Here is a 17387-nt window from a genome sequence, read left to right as displayed (position 1 = left end):
GGGTGGATCAAATCCATCTTTACAATATATACCTATAACAGGAAATCTCTGCTGAGAGGTGATTCATATGAGCAAAATGTTGATCGTAGACGACGAAGAAAAGATTCGTGCCGTTGTTCGGGAATATGCCGAATTTGAAGAGTTCGAGGTGACCGAAGCCCGGGACGGCATGGAGGCGGTGAATCTCTGTCGGGAAAACGACTATGATATTATCATCATGGATGTCATGATGCCGAGACTGGACGGTTATTCTGCCTGCAAGGAGATCAAGAAGCAGAAGGATATCCCGGTGATTATGCTGTCTGCCCGGGGCGAGGAATATGACAAGCTCTTCGGCTTTGAGACCGGCATTGATGATTACGTGGTGAAGCCATTTTCGCCCAGAGAACTGATGGCACGTGTCCGGGCTGTGCTGGCACGGAGCCAGGCAGCAGTTCAGGGCTCTGCTGCCCCCCAGCAGGAGCGTCAGGTCTACGGCGGATTGGAGATCGACCTTGCCGGACGGGAAGTCTATGTGGACGGTGTGCGTGCTTCTATGACGCCAAAGGAATATGATCTGCTGTTTTATCTGGTGAAAAACAAGGGACTGGCACTCTCCAGAGACAAGCTTCTGGAGGAGGTCTGGGGATATGATTTCTTCGGGGACGACCGCACGGTGGATACGCATATCAAGATGCTGCGTGGCAGTCTTGGACCGTATCGCTCCTATATCGTGACCTTGAGAGGAATGGGATATAAATTTGATCCGGAAAATGAATCCGCATCGGCTGCTCGACCGTAATCTGCGTATTGGAGTCAAGATCTGGCTGTTTTTCATGCTTTTTGTCTGCGTTGTCTTTCTGCTCATGTGGCTGTTTCAGGTGGTTTTCCTGGAATGGTTTTATGAATCCATGAAGATCCGTGACACGGCAAAGGTGGCGCAGCAGCTTGTTTCAGACTTTGGTTCAAGCGAATTTGAGGACAATGCCGCAGATGTTGCCTTGCAAAACGAGATGTGCATTGAGATCCTGGACGCAAACGGCAGGGAACTGTATTATAACTGTGTGTACGGCGAAAAATGTCTGCTTCACGGTCCGGGAAACGGCACGTTTTTTTACCTGATCGACCTACAGAACAGCAGTACCGGCACGATCTGCCGGCGTATGTTTAACGAAAACTTGCAAAATGAAATGTTGGTATACGGCTGTGCCATGTATGAGAAAAACGGCAAGGTGGCAGGATATCTTCTGCTGAATTCTCCTCTTGTGCCTGTGGAATCCACTGTCTCGATTCTGAAGCGGCAGACCATGATCATTACTATTTTGCTGGTATTCTTCGGGTTTCTCATCTCTTTTTATACGGCGAATCACATTTCCATCCCTATTGTGCGCATTACGAAATCTGCAAAGCGGCTGGCGCATGGGGATTATAGCGTGCGTTTTGAAGGCGGCAGCTATGCAGAGGTGGATGAATTGGCGGAGACCCTGACCTATGCGGCAAAGGAATTGTCCAAAACCGACGAAATGCAGCGGGATCTTATTGCCAATGTGTCTCACGATCTGCGCACGCCTTTGACCATGCTGAAGGCCTATGCGGAAATGATCCGGGATCTCTCCGGCAACAATCCTGTGAAGCGAGAACAGCATCTGAACATTATCATTGAAGAAACTGACCGGCTGTCTCTGCTGGTAAATGATATGTTGGATTTGTCTAAGTTGGAAAGCGGCAGCCAGAAGCTGAATTACACTACCTTTGACATTGCCCAATGTATGGAGGAGATCGTCCACCGCTATGAGGGGATTTCTGAACGCATGGGCTATCATATTCAATTTACACCGGGCGAACCCTGTCTGGTACGCTGTGACGAGAGCAAGATCAACCGTGTCATTGGCAATCTTATTAATAATGCCATTAACTACACCTCCAAAGAAGACAAACAGGTGTTTGTGACTCAGAAGAATCTGCCGGGTTGTGTGCGGATTGAAGTGCGTGACACCGGCGATGGTATTGAGGAGGAGAAGATCAAGCTGATCTTTGACAAATACTATCGTTCCGAAAATCACAAGCGTGAAGTGGTAGGTACCGGTCTGGGACTGTCCATTGTGAAGGCGATCCTGAAAATGCATGGTTATAATTACGGCGTCAATAGCAAGCTGGGCGAAGGTTCTGTATTCTGGTTTGAAATCCGGGACATTGTCCGGGAAGAGGTCGCTGAAGAAACAAAATAGATCGGAAAAAAAGGGACTGTTTTGGGCAGTCCCTTTTTGAGGTTATTCTAAACGTCTTTTTGCAAAAAAATATTGCGGCGTGTCATAATATTGACTTTTGTGAAAACCTTGGATCTCCCCCCCTTGACAATATTACATGAAAACCTGCTTGCAATTTCTTTGTAAGTATGGTATACTATATCTGGAAAAAATATTGGTGCGAAACTGCGGCGATCTGCCGTGTGGAAAGGATGATATTATGATTACAGTTTCCAATGTCAGCCTGCAATTCGGCGGCGATACCCTGTTCAAAAATGTGGATCTCCAGTTCAATCCCGGTAACTGCTACGGCGTGATCGGCGCAAATGGTGCAGGAAAATCCACATTCCTGAAAATTCTCAACGGTCAGTTGAAGCCTACCACCGGCGAGGTCTCCATTCCGAAAAATCTCCGTATGAGCGTTCTGAAACAGGATCACTTCGCCTATGATGCCTATACTGCCCTGGATACCATCATCATGGGCAATCAGCGGCTGTATGACATTATGCAGCAAAAAGATGCCCTCTATGCCAAGGAGGATTTCACCGAGGAGGACGGTATTCTTGCATCAGAGCTGGAGGCAGAATTTGCAGAGCTGGACGGCTGGGAGGCGGAATCCAATGCGTCAAAGCTGATCCAGGGACTGGGTCTGTCGGAGGAGTTGCTCTATCAACAGATGGCAGACTTGTCCGGTAATGAAAAGGTGAAGATCCTGCTGGCGCAGGCACTTTTCGGCAATCCGGATATTATTCTCATGGACGAGCCGACCAACCATCTGGACATTGACGCCATTGCCTGGCTGGAGGACTTCCTGTCAGAATATTTCGGCACAGTCATTGTGGTATCCCACGACCGCCACTTCCTGAACGATGTCTGCACCCATATTGTGGATATTGATTATACCAAGATCAAGATGTATGTGGGCAACTACGAATTCTGGTACGAGTCCAGCCAGATGATGCAGCGGCTCATCAAGCAGCAAAATAAAAAGGTAGAGGACAAGATCGCAGAACTGAAAACTTTCATTGCCCGATTCTCGGCGAACAAGTCTAAGTCTAAACAAGCAACATCCCGCCGGAAACTACTGGACAACCTGACGGTGGAAGAACTGCCGGCATCCAGCCGCCGCTATCCTTTTATCGGCTTCGATATGGATCGTGAACTGGGCAAGGAAGTCCTTCAGGTCAACGGCATTTCCAAGACCGTGGACGGTGTGAAGCTGCTGAATGATGTAAGCTTTACCCTGGGCCGCACGGACAAGGTTGCGATTATCGGCGAGAGCGAACAGGCGATTACCATGCTGTATAAGATCCTCATGGAAGAGGAACAGCCCGACGAGGGCACATTCAAGTGGGGTGTTTCCACTTCCACCTCCTATTTTCCTGTGGATAATTCGGCATATTTCAACGACTGCGACGATTCTATTCTGGACTGGATCCGTCAGTATTCCACCGCAGACGAAACGGAAACATTTCTCCGGGGATTCCTGGGCAGAATGCTCTTTTCCGGCGATGATATCTACAAGCCCGTAAAGGTTCTGTCCGGCGGCGAAAAGGTACGCTGTATGTTCGCCCGGATGATGCTGTTTCATTCCAATGTGCTTCTGCTGGACAGACCCACGAACCATCTGGATCTGGAAAGCATCACCGCAGTGAATAACGGTCTTGTGAACTTCAAGGGCGTTGTCATTCTGTCGTCCCACGACCACGAGATTCTGGAAACTGTGGCAAACCGGATCATTGAGATCACTCCTGAAGGCTGTATTGACCGTCAAGGTACTTATGAAGAGTATCTGGAGTGGAAAAAGAATAGGGAATAATTTCGGCATCTTTTGCAACTAATTTCGCTGTAAACGTCCCACTGGGACGTTTACAGGATTTAACTTGTGAAGATGATCTCACAAGGCGGGGCGGTCTTGTTCGCCCCGCCTCGAAAAAGCTATCGCTTTTTCTCACCACCCTCTCCGCAGCGCAAAAAGATGCGCCGGGGTGTTTCGCCGTCTGCGGACGGCGACCAGGGCTTCTCGCCCTGGACCTCGCCAGCATTTTTGAAAAATTGCTGGATCAAAAAACTTCATTGATTGGCATTACTTTTCAAGTGTACATCCAAAATCAGGATATGCAAACAGCGCACCTCCGGGCAGTCCCGGACGTGCGCTGTTTGTTTTATGAAAGGTGAAAGAAAATGTCATTTCATCTGCTGTGAAAATGATTCCAGTAGGTTATTCAGCTCCTTCACCAGAGTTTTGCATTGTTTCGCAGTGACCTCACCGCCGCCGAAGGACAGCAGTCCACGAATGGGCATATATTTCATCATTGCCTCCATCATATCCGCCGTGCTTTCGCCCATGGCGTTCTCGTCAGAAGAACCGCTGGACAGCCCGAATGCCGCCGCATATGGCTCCAAAAGCTTTGCTGCGCCGTCTATCCGGAGTACATCCCCGATGGTGGTGTCCATAGTGATCTCTGTGGGAAGTATCTTTTCACCCTGCATGGCAATGGCTTTCTGCGTCGTCAAAGCAGCAGAGGAATTGCCGGCGGCAAGTGTATAGTTCCCGGTCTCCACTACCCAGTCATGCTTCTGGTTACTGAAATAGGCGAATGTCCGGCGATTCAGCTGGAATGTGACCGTTTTTGTCTCGCCCGGCTGCAGTTCCACCTTTTCGAAGCCGCAAAGCTCCTGCACCGGACGAAGTACAGCATCACTTCCGGTGGGCGGCAGCATGTAAAGCTGTACTACCTCCTTGCCGGTGCGGTCGCCGGTGTTTGTTACATCTACGGAAACTGTCACTGTTTCCTCCTGAGAATAGGAGGCCTTGTCCGTGCGAAGATCGGATATGGCAAATGTGGTATAGCTCAGACCATGGCCGAAGGGGAACAGCACGGGCATTTTCTTTGTGGTGTAATAGCGATAGCCCACAAAGACACCCTCCCGGTATTCCACCCTGTCGCCCTCGCCCTGATAGGATAGATAGGACGGATTGTCCTCCAGCTTCAGGGGGAAAGTTTCCGCCAGATGGCCGCTGGGATTCACATTGCCGTAGAGAATCTGCACCGTTGCACCGCCCACTGCCTGACCGCAGAGATATGCCTCCAGAACACCCTTGACCTCATGGATCCAGGGCATTTCCACCGGTGAACCGCCATGGAGTACCACCACTGTATTGGGATTTGCCTGTGCTACAGCTTCGATCAGGGCATTCTGGCAGTCCGGCAGACGCATATGTTCCCGGTCGTAGCCCTCAGATTCGAAAATATCCGGCAGTCCGGCGAAAATCACCGCAGTTTCAGCTTCTTTCGCCGCCTGAACCGCCTCGGCAATGAGTTCCCCTCGGATAACATCATCCGAAGTTTCATAGCCCTTGGCATAGATCACCGGATAATCCTTTGCCATTTCCAGTGCCGATTCCACCTTGTAGGAGTTGATATGAGAACTGCCGCCGCCCTGATAGCGTGGGCTTTCGGCAAATGCGCCGAGAAAGGCAACTTTTTTGGTTTTGTCCAAAGGCAGCACATGATCCTCGTTTTTCAGCAGTACCATGCACTGTGCTGCAATTTCCCGTGCCAGTTCGTGGTCTGCATCACGGTCAAAGACAGCGTTGGGGTTACGTCCTTTCACATAACGATCCACAATGGTGAGAATCCGTGTCACAGCAGTGTCCAGGGTTTCCATGGAGAGTCTGCCGCAGCGGACAGCCTTTACGATTTCCGCATCCCGTTCGCCGAAGGAACAGGGCATTTCCAGATCCATACCTGCTTCCAAATCGGCAACACGGTCGTTCACAGCACCCCAGTCACTGACCACAAAGCCGTCAAAGCCCCATTCTCCCCGGAGAATGTCCGTCAACGCATTCCGATTTTCTGCTGCATATACATCGTTGATGCGGTTGTAGGCACACATAACCGTCCAAGGTTTTTCTTCCCGGACAGCCGTCTCAAATGCCGCCAGATAGATCTCTCGTGCCGTGCGCTTGTCCATAACGGAACTGCTGCTCATGCGGCGGTGTTCCTGATTGTTGGCGTAGAAATGCTTGATGCTGACGCCTACATTTTGGCTCTGGACGCCCTTGATGAAACCTGCCGCCATTTCGCTTGCCACATAGGGATCTTCGGAGTAATATTCAAAATTTCTGCCGCACAAGGGCGAACGCTTGATATTGACGGCAGGTCCCAGCAATACGCCCACATCTTCCGCCTGACATTCGTTGCCCAGCGCCTTTCCCATGCGCTCTACCAGAGCACGGTCAAAGGACGATGCCGTGGCACAGCCGGCAGGGAAACAGACGGCTTTGATACTGTCGTTGATACCCAGATGGTCGCCGGTCTGATCCTGCTTGCGCAGACCGTGAGGACCATCACTCAGCATCATCTGCGGCACACCCAGATGTTCCAGACCCTTTGTATGCCAGAAGTCATAGCCGGAACAAAGCCCCGCCTTTTCTTCCAATGTCATTTGCTTTACGATTTCGGGAATATTCATTGCAATTCCTCCAGTTTATTTTTCATGAAGAATCATTCCGCCGGTGTTATCACCGCAAAGGAATATCCATCTACAGTCAGGGACTTATCATAGGTTTTACCTGTGAGAAGATCCGTATAGGGCTGATCCAGTTCCAGTGTTGCTGTATCACCTTCAAAATTCTGTACAAAAATCAGTTTTTCCCGTTCCGATTCCCGCCAGGTAAGGCTGACGCCCTTGGGCACTTCTGTTTCCACGGCACGTTCCAGGTGCAGCTGCGATGCCAGTTTTTGATAGAAATCGCAGAAGAATTCCTCGTCTGCTGTGGCGCACAGATGATATGCTGTACCTTTTCCGAAGCGGTTTTTCGTCAGTACAGGCGCTCCGGCATAGAAGTCCTCTTCATAGACAGAGAGCACCTCACAAGTTGTAGGATGGCATACCTCGCACAGTTCTGTGAGCCGATAGCGCTTGTTGTTCCAGGTGGTGTGGTTGGATTCACAGTCATAGAGACTATCTGTTTCCTCCACCCACAGACCCAGCACATCGGACAGCTTTTCCCCTGTGGCTTCTCCCAAAAAGCACAGGTCAGTTTCATTTACTACGCCGGTGAAGCAGGTAGTCACAAGTGTGCCGCCCTGTTCCACAAAACGCCGCAGCTTATCCTGAATGCCGGCACGAAACAGATACAGCATAGGTGCAATGACCAGCTTGTAGCCGCTGAAATCGGATTCACTGTCCACAATATCGGTCGTTATGCCATTTTTCCAGAAATAGCTGTAATTCTTCCGGATGTTGCCGAAATAATCCAGCCCTGCATTTCTCGGTCCCCGGCAGCAATCCAGTGCCCATTTGTTTTCCGTATCAAAAATAATGGCGACTTGCGCCGGGCTGTCGCTGCCGTATACCCGATCAGACAGCTTTTCTAGATCAACGCCCGTCTGCGTCACTTCCCGGAACGTCCGGGTATTGGCAGTTCCCGTATGGGAGATCACAGCGGAGTGGAATTTTTCACAGCTGCCCCGGCTCTGGCGGAGCTGGAAATACTGCCCGGAATCCGCACCGTGGGCGATTGCCTGAATCACGGAAAGCTCATGCATTCTCGGTTTTTTCAGCTTGCTGACCGACTGCCAGTTGGTAGCGCTGGGAGTGCATTCCATGAGCAAAAAGGGTTTTTTCTGGATGGAACGCATCATGTCATGCGTCATGGCGCAGTCCTTTGCCACCTCTTCATTGCCCCAGGGATTGTGCCACTCAGGGTAATTGTCCCAGGAGATCACATCCAGGGCATCCCGGAACTTGAAATAGTTCAGTTCATAGGTATACATGGTCATCATGTTAGTAGTCACGGGAATATCCGGATTCACTGCCTTTACGGCGGCGATCTCCGTTTTCATAAAATCAATGGTCTGGTGGGTCACAAACCGCCGCCAGTCCAGATTCAGCCCGTGGATAGAGGTTTCTCCGATGGGACTGGGGCTGTGTACCTGAGACCAGTCTGTATAGGTATGCGACCAGAAGTGTGACCACCAGGCATGGTTCAGGGCATCCAGCGTGCCGTATTTCTCCTGCACCCACTGGCGGAACGCCTGCTGGCATAGTTCACAGTGGCACTCGCCGCCGAATTCATTGGAAATATGCCACAGGATCACGCCGGGATGATTGGCATAGCGTTTCGCCAGAGCTGTGTCGATTTTGGTGACACGCTCCCGGTATACCGGCGAAGTGTAGCAGTGATTGTGCCGTTCACCGTAGAGATTTCGTGTGCCGTCGGGACGTACCCGGAGTACCTCCGGATATTCCTGTGCCAGCCATTGGGGACGTGCGCCGGAAGGCGTCGCCAGAACGGTGTATATACCGTTTTCATATAGCTTGTCAATGATCTTGTCCATCCATTCAAAACGATAGACATCCTTCTGCGGCTCCAGATTTGCCCAGGAGAAAATGCCAAGGCTCACGCAGTTGATATGCGCCTCCTTGAACAGGCGGATATCCTCCTCCAGGATCTCCGGGCTGTCCATCCATTGCTCCGGGTTATAGTCACCGCCGTGGAGCATATGGGGGAATTTCGGGGTCGCCGGTGAAAAATTTCGTCCCATTGCTGTATTCCTTTCATCAAATCATACAAAAATCAAGAAGAAAATCAGTGAATTACTGAACACTTTTATTGTATCATATTTAACATGAAATAGCAAGTGCAACAAGGAAAAAAATTATTCCAACGGCGCAAATTGCGCATTTTCAGCGAATTGTATAAAAAATAGCCGATTATCTGCTCGACTACAAATCCATTTTTGTTAAAAATGACGAGAACAGATATCTGCTCTCGTCTGTGTTTGATTCGATAAATGACGGTTACATTACACAGAAAAATCCACATCCTGCCGTTTGTGCTCTTCTGCTGCAAAAAATGTTCTGGGATGATGTCCGGTAAGCGATGCCACAAAGGAAGAGGGGAATTCCTGACAGGCATTGTTATAAGCACCCACGCTGTTGTTATACAGCCGCCGTGCCGCCTGTAGGTGCGCCTCTGTATCTGCCACACTGCGCTGCACTGTAGTAACTACCTCTACGGCACGAAGCTGGGGATAAGCTTCCAATGTCATCTGGAGCTGTGCTGCCAGTGTCTCCATCTGCTGGGCAGCCGTGTTTCGTTCTTCCGGAGACATTCCCCGGCGCATCCGGATCGTCTCGATGAGGGTCTGGCTTTCATGGGAGCAGTACTGCTTCATGAGCTGGTATTCCTTAGTAAGCTGATCGAATCGGCGCATCAGTGCCACGTCAATATCCGCATCCAGTTCGTCTACCTTTGTGCGCATCCGCACAAGCCGGTTTGCAGTACGAATGACCCAGCTCACGCACCATATGATAAGTACAGCAACAAGAATGACCCAGAACAAGGGGCTGTGCAGTACATTCGAAATAAGATCCATCCATGTCATATCCATAGTAATATCTTTCCTTTTCTCTCAGAATCCCAGCGTATCATACAGCGCCATGAGCTGCATGGCTTCCTGTACCTTTGCCGCCACACGGCTGCGTGCCTGCGCCAGGGATGCCGGTTCGTTTTTCGTACCCTGGAATTGATACAGGGTAAAATTTGTATTCAGCCCATACTGTACCTGATTTTCCGAGAACAGCAGCCAGAGCCGTCCCTTGGCATCACAGCCAAAGCGTTGGTATAGGGCGGCGAGCTGTTCCATCTGATCCGGTGTAATGAGATAGTATACTTCGTGAAGATCCTTCGACGGCACACGGAATAGTCGGTTAAATGCCTCGACTTCCAGTCCCTCCGGCGTTTTCAGCCCGTTTTCCATAATTTCTGCTTCGATTTCCTTGACTGTTGCACTGCGCAATCCCACCGGCTCTGTGGCATAGTGCTGCATTTCCCGTTGAATCCAGAGACCGGAAAAGAGTACTTCCTGAAAAGTCGCACCATCCTCATGCCGTTTGTTGATAACACATGTGAAAACTGCCGCTTCGAAAGGTTTTCCCTGAAAGACACCGGAAAAGCATTCTCTTCCCTGATAGGAAAATCCTTCGGGAAATACGCCGGAATTACGGATCTTCTCCAGCTGACTGGCGGAGATCCCGGCGCCTTTCTGGTAGGATGCCGTTTCGCCGAAACCACGCCGCAGTTCCTCCAGAATAATCTGATTGGTGACCGCATCCGGGAGTGGTTGGAATAGCTTGCCCAGATTCAGGCGGCGCAGAATGAAAAATCCGATAAAGACAAAAACAACAAGGCTGAGAAAATTCATGCTGCTGCCGCTGCGAACCGTATCTGCTGACTCTTCCGCTGCTTTCCGGGCAGCCGTATCCTGAAACAAATTCTGGCAGACCTGCACAATGGATGCCGTAGAAAAGCCATCGCCGCTTGAAATCACCGGAACTACGGCAATCACCAGCCGCAGTACTATCAGTACCGCAATGACGATCAATATCCACCGCAGCGTTTTATTTCCCAATGCCTTTTTCACAGGTTCCTCTGGTTTCGTGGTATCCTGTGAAGGCTGAGATTGAGGCGTGGGCGGCGGTGTTACCGGCGGTACTGCCGAGGAGGAAGGCTGCCCCGTTGCTGCGGTTGTGGGAGGAACAGCAGATGCTGTCTGGGCGGTCACTGTCTCTGCTTCAGGCGGTTGAGGCGGTGGTGCGACAGGAGGTGGTGCAGCAGGCGGCGGAGTCACTGGTGGTACATAAGTGTGATATGCACCTGCCTTCCGGGCGAACTGCGTTGCTTCTGCTGCTGCTTTTTTTGCCTGTTTTTCCCGGTGCTTTTTCTGTCGGCTGTAGATAAAGCTGTAAATAAACAGAAGCGGAAAGAATACGGCAATGCTGGCAGCCGCCAGTATGCACAGAACAGGCATCAGAGTTTGGAACAACTTTTCCGGCAGAACCGCCTCGAACATCGCAAGCACAATAGCGCCAATGAGACATGCAGAAAAAACCAGGATACAAATCTGGAGCAACACCGTGACCACACGTGATGACCGCATGAGGTTTCCTCCTTTTTTTGCAGATTTTGGGGATGTTTTTGTCGTATACGCACGTTTTATTTGTATTCTCAGTATATCAAAGGTGTATTCCAAAGTCAAGTTAAATTCTCGTTATGTTTCCCGCCGGGCATCTCCGTGTGAAAACAATATTCTCTCGGTTTTCAGCGGTTTTTCAGCATCACTTCACGAAATGAACACATTGAACCTGTATACTGATACCATGCTCAAAGAGAGCATGTAACATCCTCTAACTGTTCTGTATACACCCCGATGCAGAACAGAAAATCCCCAATAATCCCTATATCATAGCAAAAAACGTCCCTCACCCCGGGGCGTTTTTTGTTTGTGCTGCATTCTTCGAACTCTAAAAGCAAATAGCATAAGACAGCAAAACGGCAGAGCATTTCAAAGTGCTCCGCCGTTTTTATGATACATCAAAAAATTAAGAGCCTGTTTAGTATCTTGTCGTGCATGGATTTTTGAGTGAATTTTCGCTGATTTCAAGGCGAAAATTCGCAGGCGGGCTGTCGCCCGGCAAGAATTTTTAACGCAGAAAGCAGTAAAATTCACCGAAAAGACATGTGCGAAAAGATGCTGAACAGGCTCTAAGGCAATACCGCACAAAAATTGTGTATCAGATGCGCTGTCAGGCGTGCTTTATGGGGTGCTGCCTTAAAATTTACTGCTGTTTCTTCGTCTGTCTTTTCCCTGCTGCAGAGCAGATCCAGAAAATCAGCCCCAGCAATACCACTGCCAGACACATCCAGGCGCTGAGCACCAGCCATCCCTTTGTGGCAAACATGTCATAATAGCCCTTGAGGTAGATCAGACAGATCAGTGTCGGAACAACATAGGTCAAATAGCCCCGAATCCACTTTGGTACACGGCGACCGGTGCCCGTATTGACTTCTTCCAGGAAGTTGTTCCAACCCCAGCCGTTTTTTCGCACGCAAAACAGCACAAAAGTGAGCGATCCCAGAGGAAGAATATTATAGGACACCAGAAAGTCCTCCAGATCCATGACCGTAGAGCCATCTCCGAAAGGCTGAAAACCGGAGAGAAGATTAAAGCCCAGGATCGCCGGCAGGGACAGGGCGAAGATCAACACCAGATTCACCAGAAGGGATTTTTTCCGACTCCAGCTGCCCAGTTCTACAGTCATGGTGATGATGTTCTCAAACACAGCAATCACAGTGGACAGGGCTGCAAAGGACATGAAAATAAAGAAGCAGCTGCCCCAGATACGGCTTGCTTCCATATGGTGGAATACATTGGGCAGGGTGATGAACAGCAGTGACGGTCCGGCATCCGGATGAATGCCATAGGCGAAACACGCCGGGATGATAATGAGACCTGCCATGAAGGCGATGCTCGTATCCAGGATCACGACATTGACGGCTTCGCCCATCAGGCGGCGTTTCCGCTCGATATAACTGCCGAAGATTTCCATGGCACCGATGCCTACGCTCAGGGTAAAGAAAGCATGGGTCATTGCAGCAAATGCCACAGAGCCGATTCCCTTTTCCTCCAGCCGCTGGAGATCCGGTACCAGGTAGAATTTTACGCCTTCCAGAGCATTCTCCAGCCGCAGAGAATTCACTACCAGAACGATCATCAGTGCCATCAGCAGAAGCATCATGACCTTTGTGACCTTTTCGATGCCGTTTTTCAGCCCCAGGGCGCAGATGCCGATGCAAAGTACAATGACAATGGCGGCAAATAGGATCATGATCCCCGGAGAATCCAGCATATCTGAGAAGAAAAGGGCCGTCTCGTCGGCACTGACACTGGTGATCTTACCTGAGATATAAAGGTAAGCGTAGTAAAGCATCCATCCAGCTACCATGGTATAAAACATCATGAGCAGATAGTTTCCGGCAATCCCCATATATTTGGTCACATGCCAGCGGCTGCCCGGCTGTTCCAAAATATTCATTGCCTGTGAAATACTCCGGCGGCTGCCCCGTCCGATGGTGAATTCGCAAATCAGGATGGGCAGTCCCAACAGAAGCAGGCACAGCAGATAAATCACCAGAAATGCGCCGCCGCCGTTTTCGCCGCATATATATGGGAATTTCCATACGTTTCCTAACCCAATGGCGCAGCCGGCAGAGACGAGAAGAAATCCCAGCCGGGAATGAAAAGTCGCTCTACTCTTTGTTGATTGTTCCATAACATTCTCCTTTTGTCAAAATAATTTAGTGTATTCGTACACGGAAATATACTTATCTATTATAACATATTTCTTTCAGCTGCGCAAGGGGCAGGTCAAAGGTTTTCACGCAGGTCAAAGGTTTTCACGCAAATCTTTCCTGTGATATTGTCAGGGAGAGTGATTTTTGCCAAAAATTAAAAAAACGGTGCCAGGAAAACACTCCTGCACCGTTTCTTTCTATTCAATGATGATATTACACAATTATTTTGCCAGAGCCTGTTCTGCTGCTGCCAGCTTTGCGCTGCAAACAAAGACATCCATTGCCTTTTGTAATTCCTCTTCCGTAGGAAATGTGGGGGAAATACGGATGTTCTCATCTTCCGGATCAATGCCGTAGGGGAAAGATGCACCTGCACCAGTCAGCACCACACCTGCCTCCTTGCACAGCTGGACAATGCGCTTTGCACAACCTTTCTGATTGAAAGAAACGAAATAACCGCCCAACGGGTCAGACCAGTTTGCAATACCCAGATCGCTCAGTTCGCGCTCCAATGTGTCATTGACAATGCGGAATTTCGGTGCGATCAGCGCCTGATGTTTTTTCATATGCTTTATCAGATTTTCGAACTTGCCGTCAAAGAACCGCAGATGACGCAGCTGATTCATTTTATCATAGCCGATGGTGGAGAAGCCCAGAGCATTTTTCAGATATTTCAAATTGTTTTCGCTGGCTGCGATCATAGCAACGCCGGAACCCGGATGGGTGATCTTCGAGGTAGATGCAAACATATAGCAAATGTCCTCGTTGCCGGCTTTTTTTGCTTCTTCCAGCAAGTTTGCCTGTACCGGCGGATTGTCAGTCAGGTGATGTACACAGTAAGCATTGTCCCAGAAAATACGGAAATCCTTTGCCTTAGGCTTCAGCGCTGCAAAACGCTTTACCACTTCGTCGCTGTAAACCACGCCGCCGGGGTTGGAATACATAGGAACACACCAGATTGCCTTAATGGTGTCATCCTCAGCCACAAGACGCTCTACGATATCCATATCCGGACCGTCCTCCCGCATGGGAACGTTCACAAGCTCCATGCCCAGGAACTGGCTCACTGCAAAGTGGCGGTCATAGCCCGGCACTGGGCAGAGTACCTTTACTTTATCGTATTTGCCCCAGGGCTTTTCGCCCAGGATGCCGTTTGTCATGGCAAGGGACATTGTCCAGTACATGATATTCAGGCTGGAGTTGCCGCACACAATGAGTTCTTCCGGATCTACGCCCAGCATAGGTGCAAAAAATTTCTTTGCCTCCGGCAGACCGTCCAGGCAGCCGTAATTGCGGCAGTCCAGTCCGTTTTCTGCACGGTAGTCCTCTTCGGAGAGGCAGGTAGTAATGCCGTTGGTTAGATCCAACTGATCCGGCGCCGGCTTACCTCTGGACATATCCAGCTTCAATCCTGCTGCCTGAAATGCAGTATACTGCTTCTGACATTCTGCTTGAAACGCTTCCAGCGCTTCACGGTTCATCTCTGATACTCTCATTTTCCTCACCTGACCCGGTTTCGGGTCTGCTCCTTCTGCAAAATCTGTCGTGCGGCATATTGCCGTCACACTGCATTCTATTATAGCACATCTTTCACTGGAGTGCAAGTGTTCTCGCAGAAAAAACAAAAAGCAAAGTTTTTACCGTTTTTCACCGCTTATGCTAAACCGCCCCGCTGGTAAAATCCAAGCTGGATAATATATGTACAGCCACAGAGGAAATGATAACGGTCACCGATCGGGCTGAGCAGGATGGATTCTGCAAATTTCTCGCCGGCGAATTCAGCGGCAGCCTTCCGGATCATGTCCAGATTCTGTTCTGTAAAGCCAAAGCGGTACAGGCTGATGTATTCTGTAAAATACAGGCAGTGGAGACTGTACAGCATCATGCAGAATTTCCGTAGGACGGATTCTGCGATGGGCATCAAGGCTGTATCAGTTTCTGCCGCTGTCAGCAGAGACGAAAGCGTCAGCCGGGATAGATCGTTGTCCAGCAGGCTGCACAATGTCGGCGTTTTGTCCTCGTGGAACAAAGGTGCAACCAGTTCGCTCAATGCTTCCGGAGAGAGTTCTGCACGGACGCTCCCGGGGGGATAGCCCTCCAGAGACTTTCCGTTGGGGTCTACGCTGAGAAATTCCACAAAGTCGCCGGGATTCAGGACACCGGCAAGCGGTGTGCTGCCCTGCATGGGGATAGCGCAATAGTGCTTGTCATCCCAATACAAGAATGCTTGATTCACAGATTTGGCGTGACTCTCCTTGTAGTGGATGCCGGCCATAGCGAACTGGGTGATGGCACTGTCGATATAAATGGGCAGCTTGGTGCGTTCTTCCAGTTTCTGCTGTAGTTCCGGGAAAACAGGTTTTCCCTCCTGACTGGATTCGCAGCCCAGTGTCTGGTACATAGACGGCATAATACCGATGCCGATGCCCAGCATGTTTTCTGCAGAAAGACAGCTATTCTGGAGCATGACGGAAATTGTGGAGTTCAAAAGATCCAGCACTTCAGAAACAGAAACATTGCCCTCGTGTGCTATTGTCTTTTTGTCCAGGGCGGCGGAATTCAGCGTCGTCAGACCGATGGAGATCTCCTTTTCGTCAATGTATACACCAATGGCAAATTTATAGGTTTCGTTGATGTCCAGCAGAATCTTGCGTCTGCCCTTTCGTACTTCCATACCCGGCTCAATCGGTTCTTCGCCGATCTCTTCCAGAATGTGCTGATCGATCATTTCATTCGTGATGATTGTTACAGCTGCACGTGTGATCTGTAATATGCTAGAAATGTCAACACGAGAGATCGGTCCCTGTTCCCGGATAACACGCAGGATCTGCATCCGGTTTCGTCTTTTTAAATCAAGCTTGCTAATACCACAATCATTCATTTTTGATTCCTCTTTCAATTGGTTTCTGTCGTTCGGTACAGTTTACATCTGTATATTTTTTCTGCAAATTGATTTTTGAAAATGCAGCGAAATATCTAATGCAAACTCACTGTACCCTTCTTATTTATCTATTTTACCATACATTCCTCAGAATTGCAACCCCGTCAGCGAATCTATTTAAAAATTTACAGAAAAGACATGAATTCGGTTTTTCTTTGCTGCGTCTGAAAATTTGCGGTGCGAAAACACACAGGGAATCGTTTTTATGACTTTTTCACTGGATACATTTGGGATAAAAGGAGCAGGATTTACAGACAGTTTATGTATCTTAAGGAATGTCATAAAAAATCTGCACAGATCCGAAAAACTGTGCAGATTGGTGTATGGAAAAAATAGTATGGCAGCGACTTGTGCACTTTGTTAAATGGTTCTAGGAGGTGTCATTATGCTTCTATCTGATCGGTTTCCACCAGCATCAGCAGCAGGAGAAAAGCGTCCTTGCAGTCAACAAAGCCGTCCTGGTTGATATCCGCATTTCCCAAGGCTTTGTCAGAAGGCTCACCTAAAGAGCCGGCAATGCATTTATTTAATAGTATCAGATCGGAGAGATCCATGACATTGTCCAAATTGATATCGCCAAAGCTGTCACCAGCGTTGACAACTGTCACGGTGCAGCTATAGATCTGTCCCTTATAAAGCACCATAACTGAAGTGGTGCCGGGGGATTTGCCGGTGATAGTGATGCGGTCCGGTGTATTTGTTGTTACAGAAGCGATGTCCGGGTCATCACTGAGCCAGACGCAGTCGCTGGTGTCACCGTTTTTGGCAAAAAACGAGAGGGAAGCATTTTTTCCTACCGCTAAGGTGAGGTTTTCTTGTTCCAGGTGATCACCTGTGTTTTGGGTAGTCGTCTGCTGTTCCGTTGCTGTTGTATTGGTAGTTGTAGTCACTCTGGTTCGGGCAGTCGTTTCAAAGGTGCTTTCTGAAGAGGTTTCCGTAGTCGGCGTCGTACTTTCGCTGGATGTAGTTGTCTCGCTGGTGAAAACCGAAGTGGAACTCTCTGTCACAGAAGAAGTAGTAATAGTAGTAGTAGTAGTAGAGAGCGTGGATTGATGGAAAAGTCATTTCATAG

11 protein-coding genes are annotated in these 17387 nt (G+C 49.4%); 3 read left to right on the top strand and 8 right to left on the bottom strand.

The genetic code is table 11. From position 1 onward, the window contains the following. Positions 1-67: 67 nt before the first annotated feature. From QZ375_RS00055 to QZ375_RS00045, 3 genes are all read left to right on the top strand, one after another. Positions 68-781: a response regulator transcription factor gene (locus QZ375_RS00055; RefSeq protein ID WP_295213884.1), complete on the top strand. Its 714-nt coding sequence runs from the start codon at positions 68-70 to the stop codon at positions 779-781. After that, complete coding sequence (locus QZ375_RS00050) at positions 741-2207, top strand: HAMP domain-containing sensor histidine kinase (RefSeq protein WP_295213880.1); 1467 nt, start codon at positions 741-743, stop codon at positions 2205-2207. The genes QZ375_RS00055 and QZ375_RS00050 overlap by 41 nt, the downstream gene beginning before the upstream one ends. A gap of 238 nt (positions 2208-2445) precedes the next feature. Next, positions 2446-4044 carry an ATP-binding cassette domain-containing protein gene (locus tag QZ375_RS00045; RefSeq protein WP_295213878.1) on the top strand — a complete coding sequence of 533 codons (1599 nt, stop codon included), beginning with the start codon at positions 2446-2448 and terminating at the stop codon, positions 4042-4044. A gap of 368 nt (positions 4045-4412) precedes the next feature. Here QZ375_RS00045 and QZ375_RS00040 read toward each other — a convergent pair whose 3' ends face one another. The 8 genes from QZ375_RS00040 to QZ375_RS00005 form a co-directional block, all read right to left on the bottom strand. Next, positions 4413-6710, bottom strand: coding sequence for a glycoside hydrolase family 3 C-terminal domain-containing protein (locus tag QZ375_RS00040; protein WP_365727898.1), 2298 nt, complete (start codon positions 6708-6710; stop codon positions 4413-4415). 26 nt (positions 6711-6736) lie between these two features. After that, a complete protein-coding gene (locus QZ375_RS00035; RefSeq protein WP_295213875.1) occupies positions 6737-8782 on the bottom strand; it encodes a beta-galactosidase in 2046 nt (681 codons plus the stop codon). 261 nt (positions 8783-9043) lie between these two features. Next, positions 9044-9631: a LemA family protein gene (locus tag QZ375_RS00030; RefSeq protein WP_295213873.1), complete on the bottom strand. Its 588-nt coding sequence runs from the start codon at positions 9629-9631 to the stop codon at positions 9044-9046. A 21-nt stretch (positions 9632-9652) separates the two neighbouring features. Further along, complete coding sequence (locus QZ375_RS00025) at positions 9653-11179, bottom strand: DUF3137 domain-containing protein (RefSeq protein WP_295213871.1); 1527 nt, start codon at positions 11177-11179, stop codon at positions 9653-9655. A gap of 679 nt (positions 11180-11858) precedes the next feature. Beyond that, complete coding sequence (locus QZ375_RS00020; protein WP_295213869.1) at positions 11859-13352, bottom strand: sodium-dependent transporter; 1494 nt, start codon at positions 13350-13352, stop codon at positions 11859-11861. A 243-nt stretch (positions 13353-13595) separates the two neighbouring features. Then, complete coding sequence (locus QZ375_RS00015) at positions 13596-14870, bottom strand: aminotransferase (RefSeq protein ID WP_295213867.1); 1275 nt, start codon at positions 14868-14870, stop codon at positions 13596-13598. Positions 14871-15028: 158 nt separating this feature from the next. Continuing rightward, entirely contained in the window at positions 15029-16255 is a 1227-nt protein-coding gene (locus QZ375_RS00010; RefSeq protein WP_295213865.1) for a hypothetical protein, read from the bottom strand. A 443-nt stretch (positions 16256-16698) separates the two neighbouring features. Next, positions 16699-17322 carry a pilus assembly protein N-terminal domain-containing protein gene (locus QZ375_RS00005; protein ID WP_295213863.1) on the bottom strand — a complete coding sequence of 208 codons (624 nt, stop codon included), beginning with the start codon at positions 17320-17322 and terminating at the stop codon, positions 16699-16701. Positions 17323-17387: the final 65 nt, after the last annotated feature.

The sequence above is a fragment of the Ruminococcus sp. genome (genome assembly GCF_019417665.1).
Classification (GTDB): Bacteria; Bacillota; Clostridia; order Oscillospirales; family Ruminococcaceae; genus Ruminococcus_C.
This window is presented reverse-complemented; position numbering and strand designations above follow the sequence as displayed.

Coding starts and splice junctions, on each gene's coding strand:
- QZ375_RS00035 (WP_295213875.1), bottom strand. CDS start 8,782: ATGGGACGAAATTTTTCACCGGCGACCCCGAAATTCCCCCATATGCTC.
- QZ375_RS00010 (WP_295213865.1), bottom strand. CDS start 16,255: ATGAATGATTGTGGTATTAGCAAGCTTGATTTAAAAAGACGAAACCGG.
- QZ375_RS00055 (WP_295213884.1), top strand. CDS start 68: ATGAGCAAAATGTTGATCGTAGACGACGAAGAAAAGATTCGTGCCGTT.
- QZ375_RS00020 (WP_295213869.1), bottom strand. CDS start 13,352: ATGGAACAATCAACAAAGAGTAGAGCGACTTTTCATTCCCGGCTGGGA.
- QZ375_RS00030 (WP_295213873.1), bottom strand. CDS start 9,631: ATGGATATGACATGGATGGATCTTATTTCGAATGTACTGCACAGCCCC.
- QZ375_RS00025 (WP_295213871.1), bottom strand. CDS start 11,179: ATGCGGTCATCACGTGTGGTCACGGTGTTGCTCCAGATTTGTATCCTG.
- QZ375_RS00045 (WP_295213878.1), top strand. CDS start 2,446: ATGATTACAGTTTCCAATGTCAGCCTGCAATTCGGCGGCGATACCCTG.
- QZ375_RS00015 (WP_295213867.1), bottom strand. CDS start 14,870: ATGAGAGTATCAGAGATGAACCGTGAAGCGCTGGAAGCGTTTCAAGCA.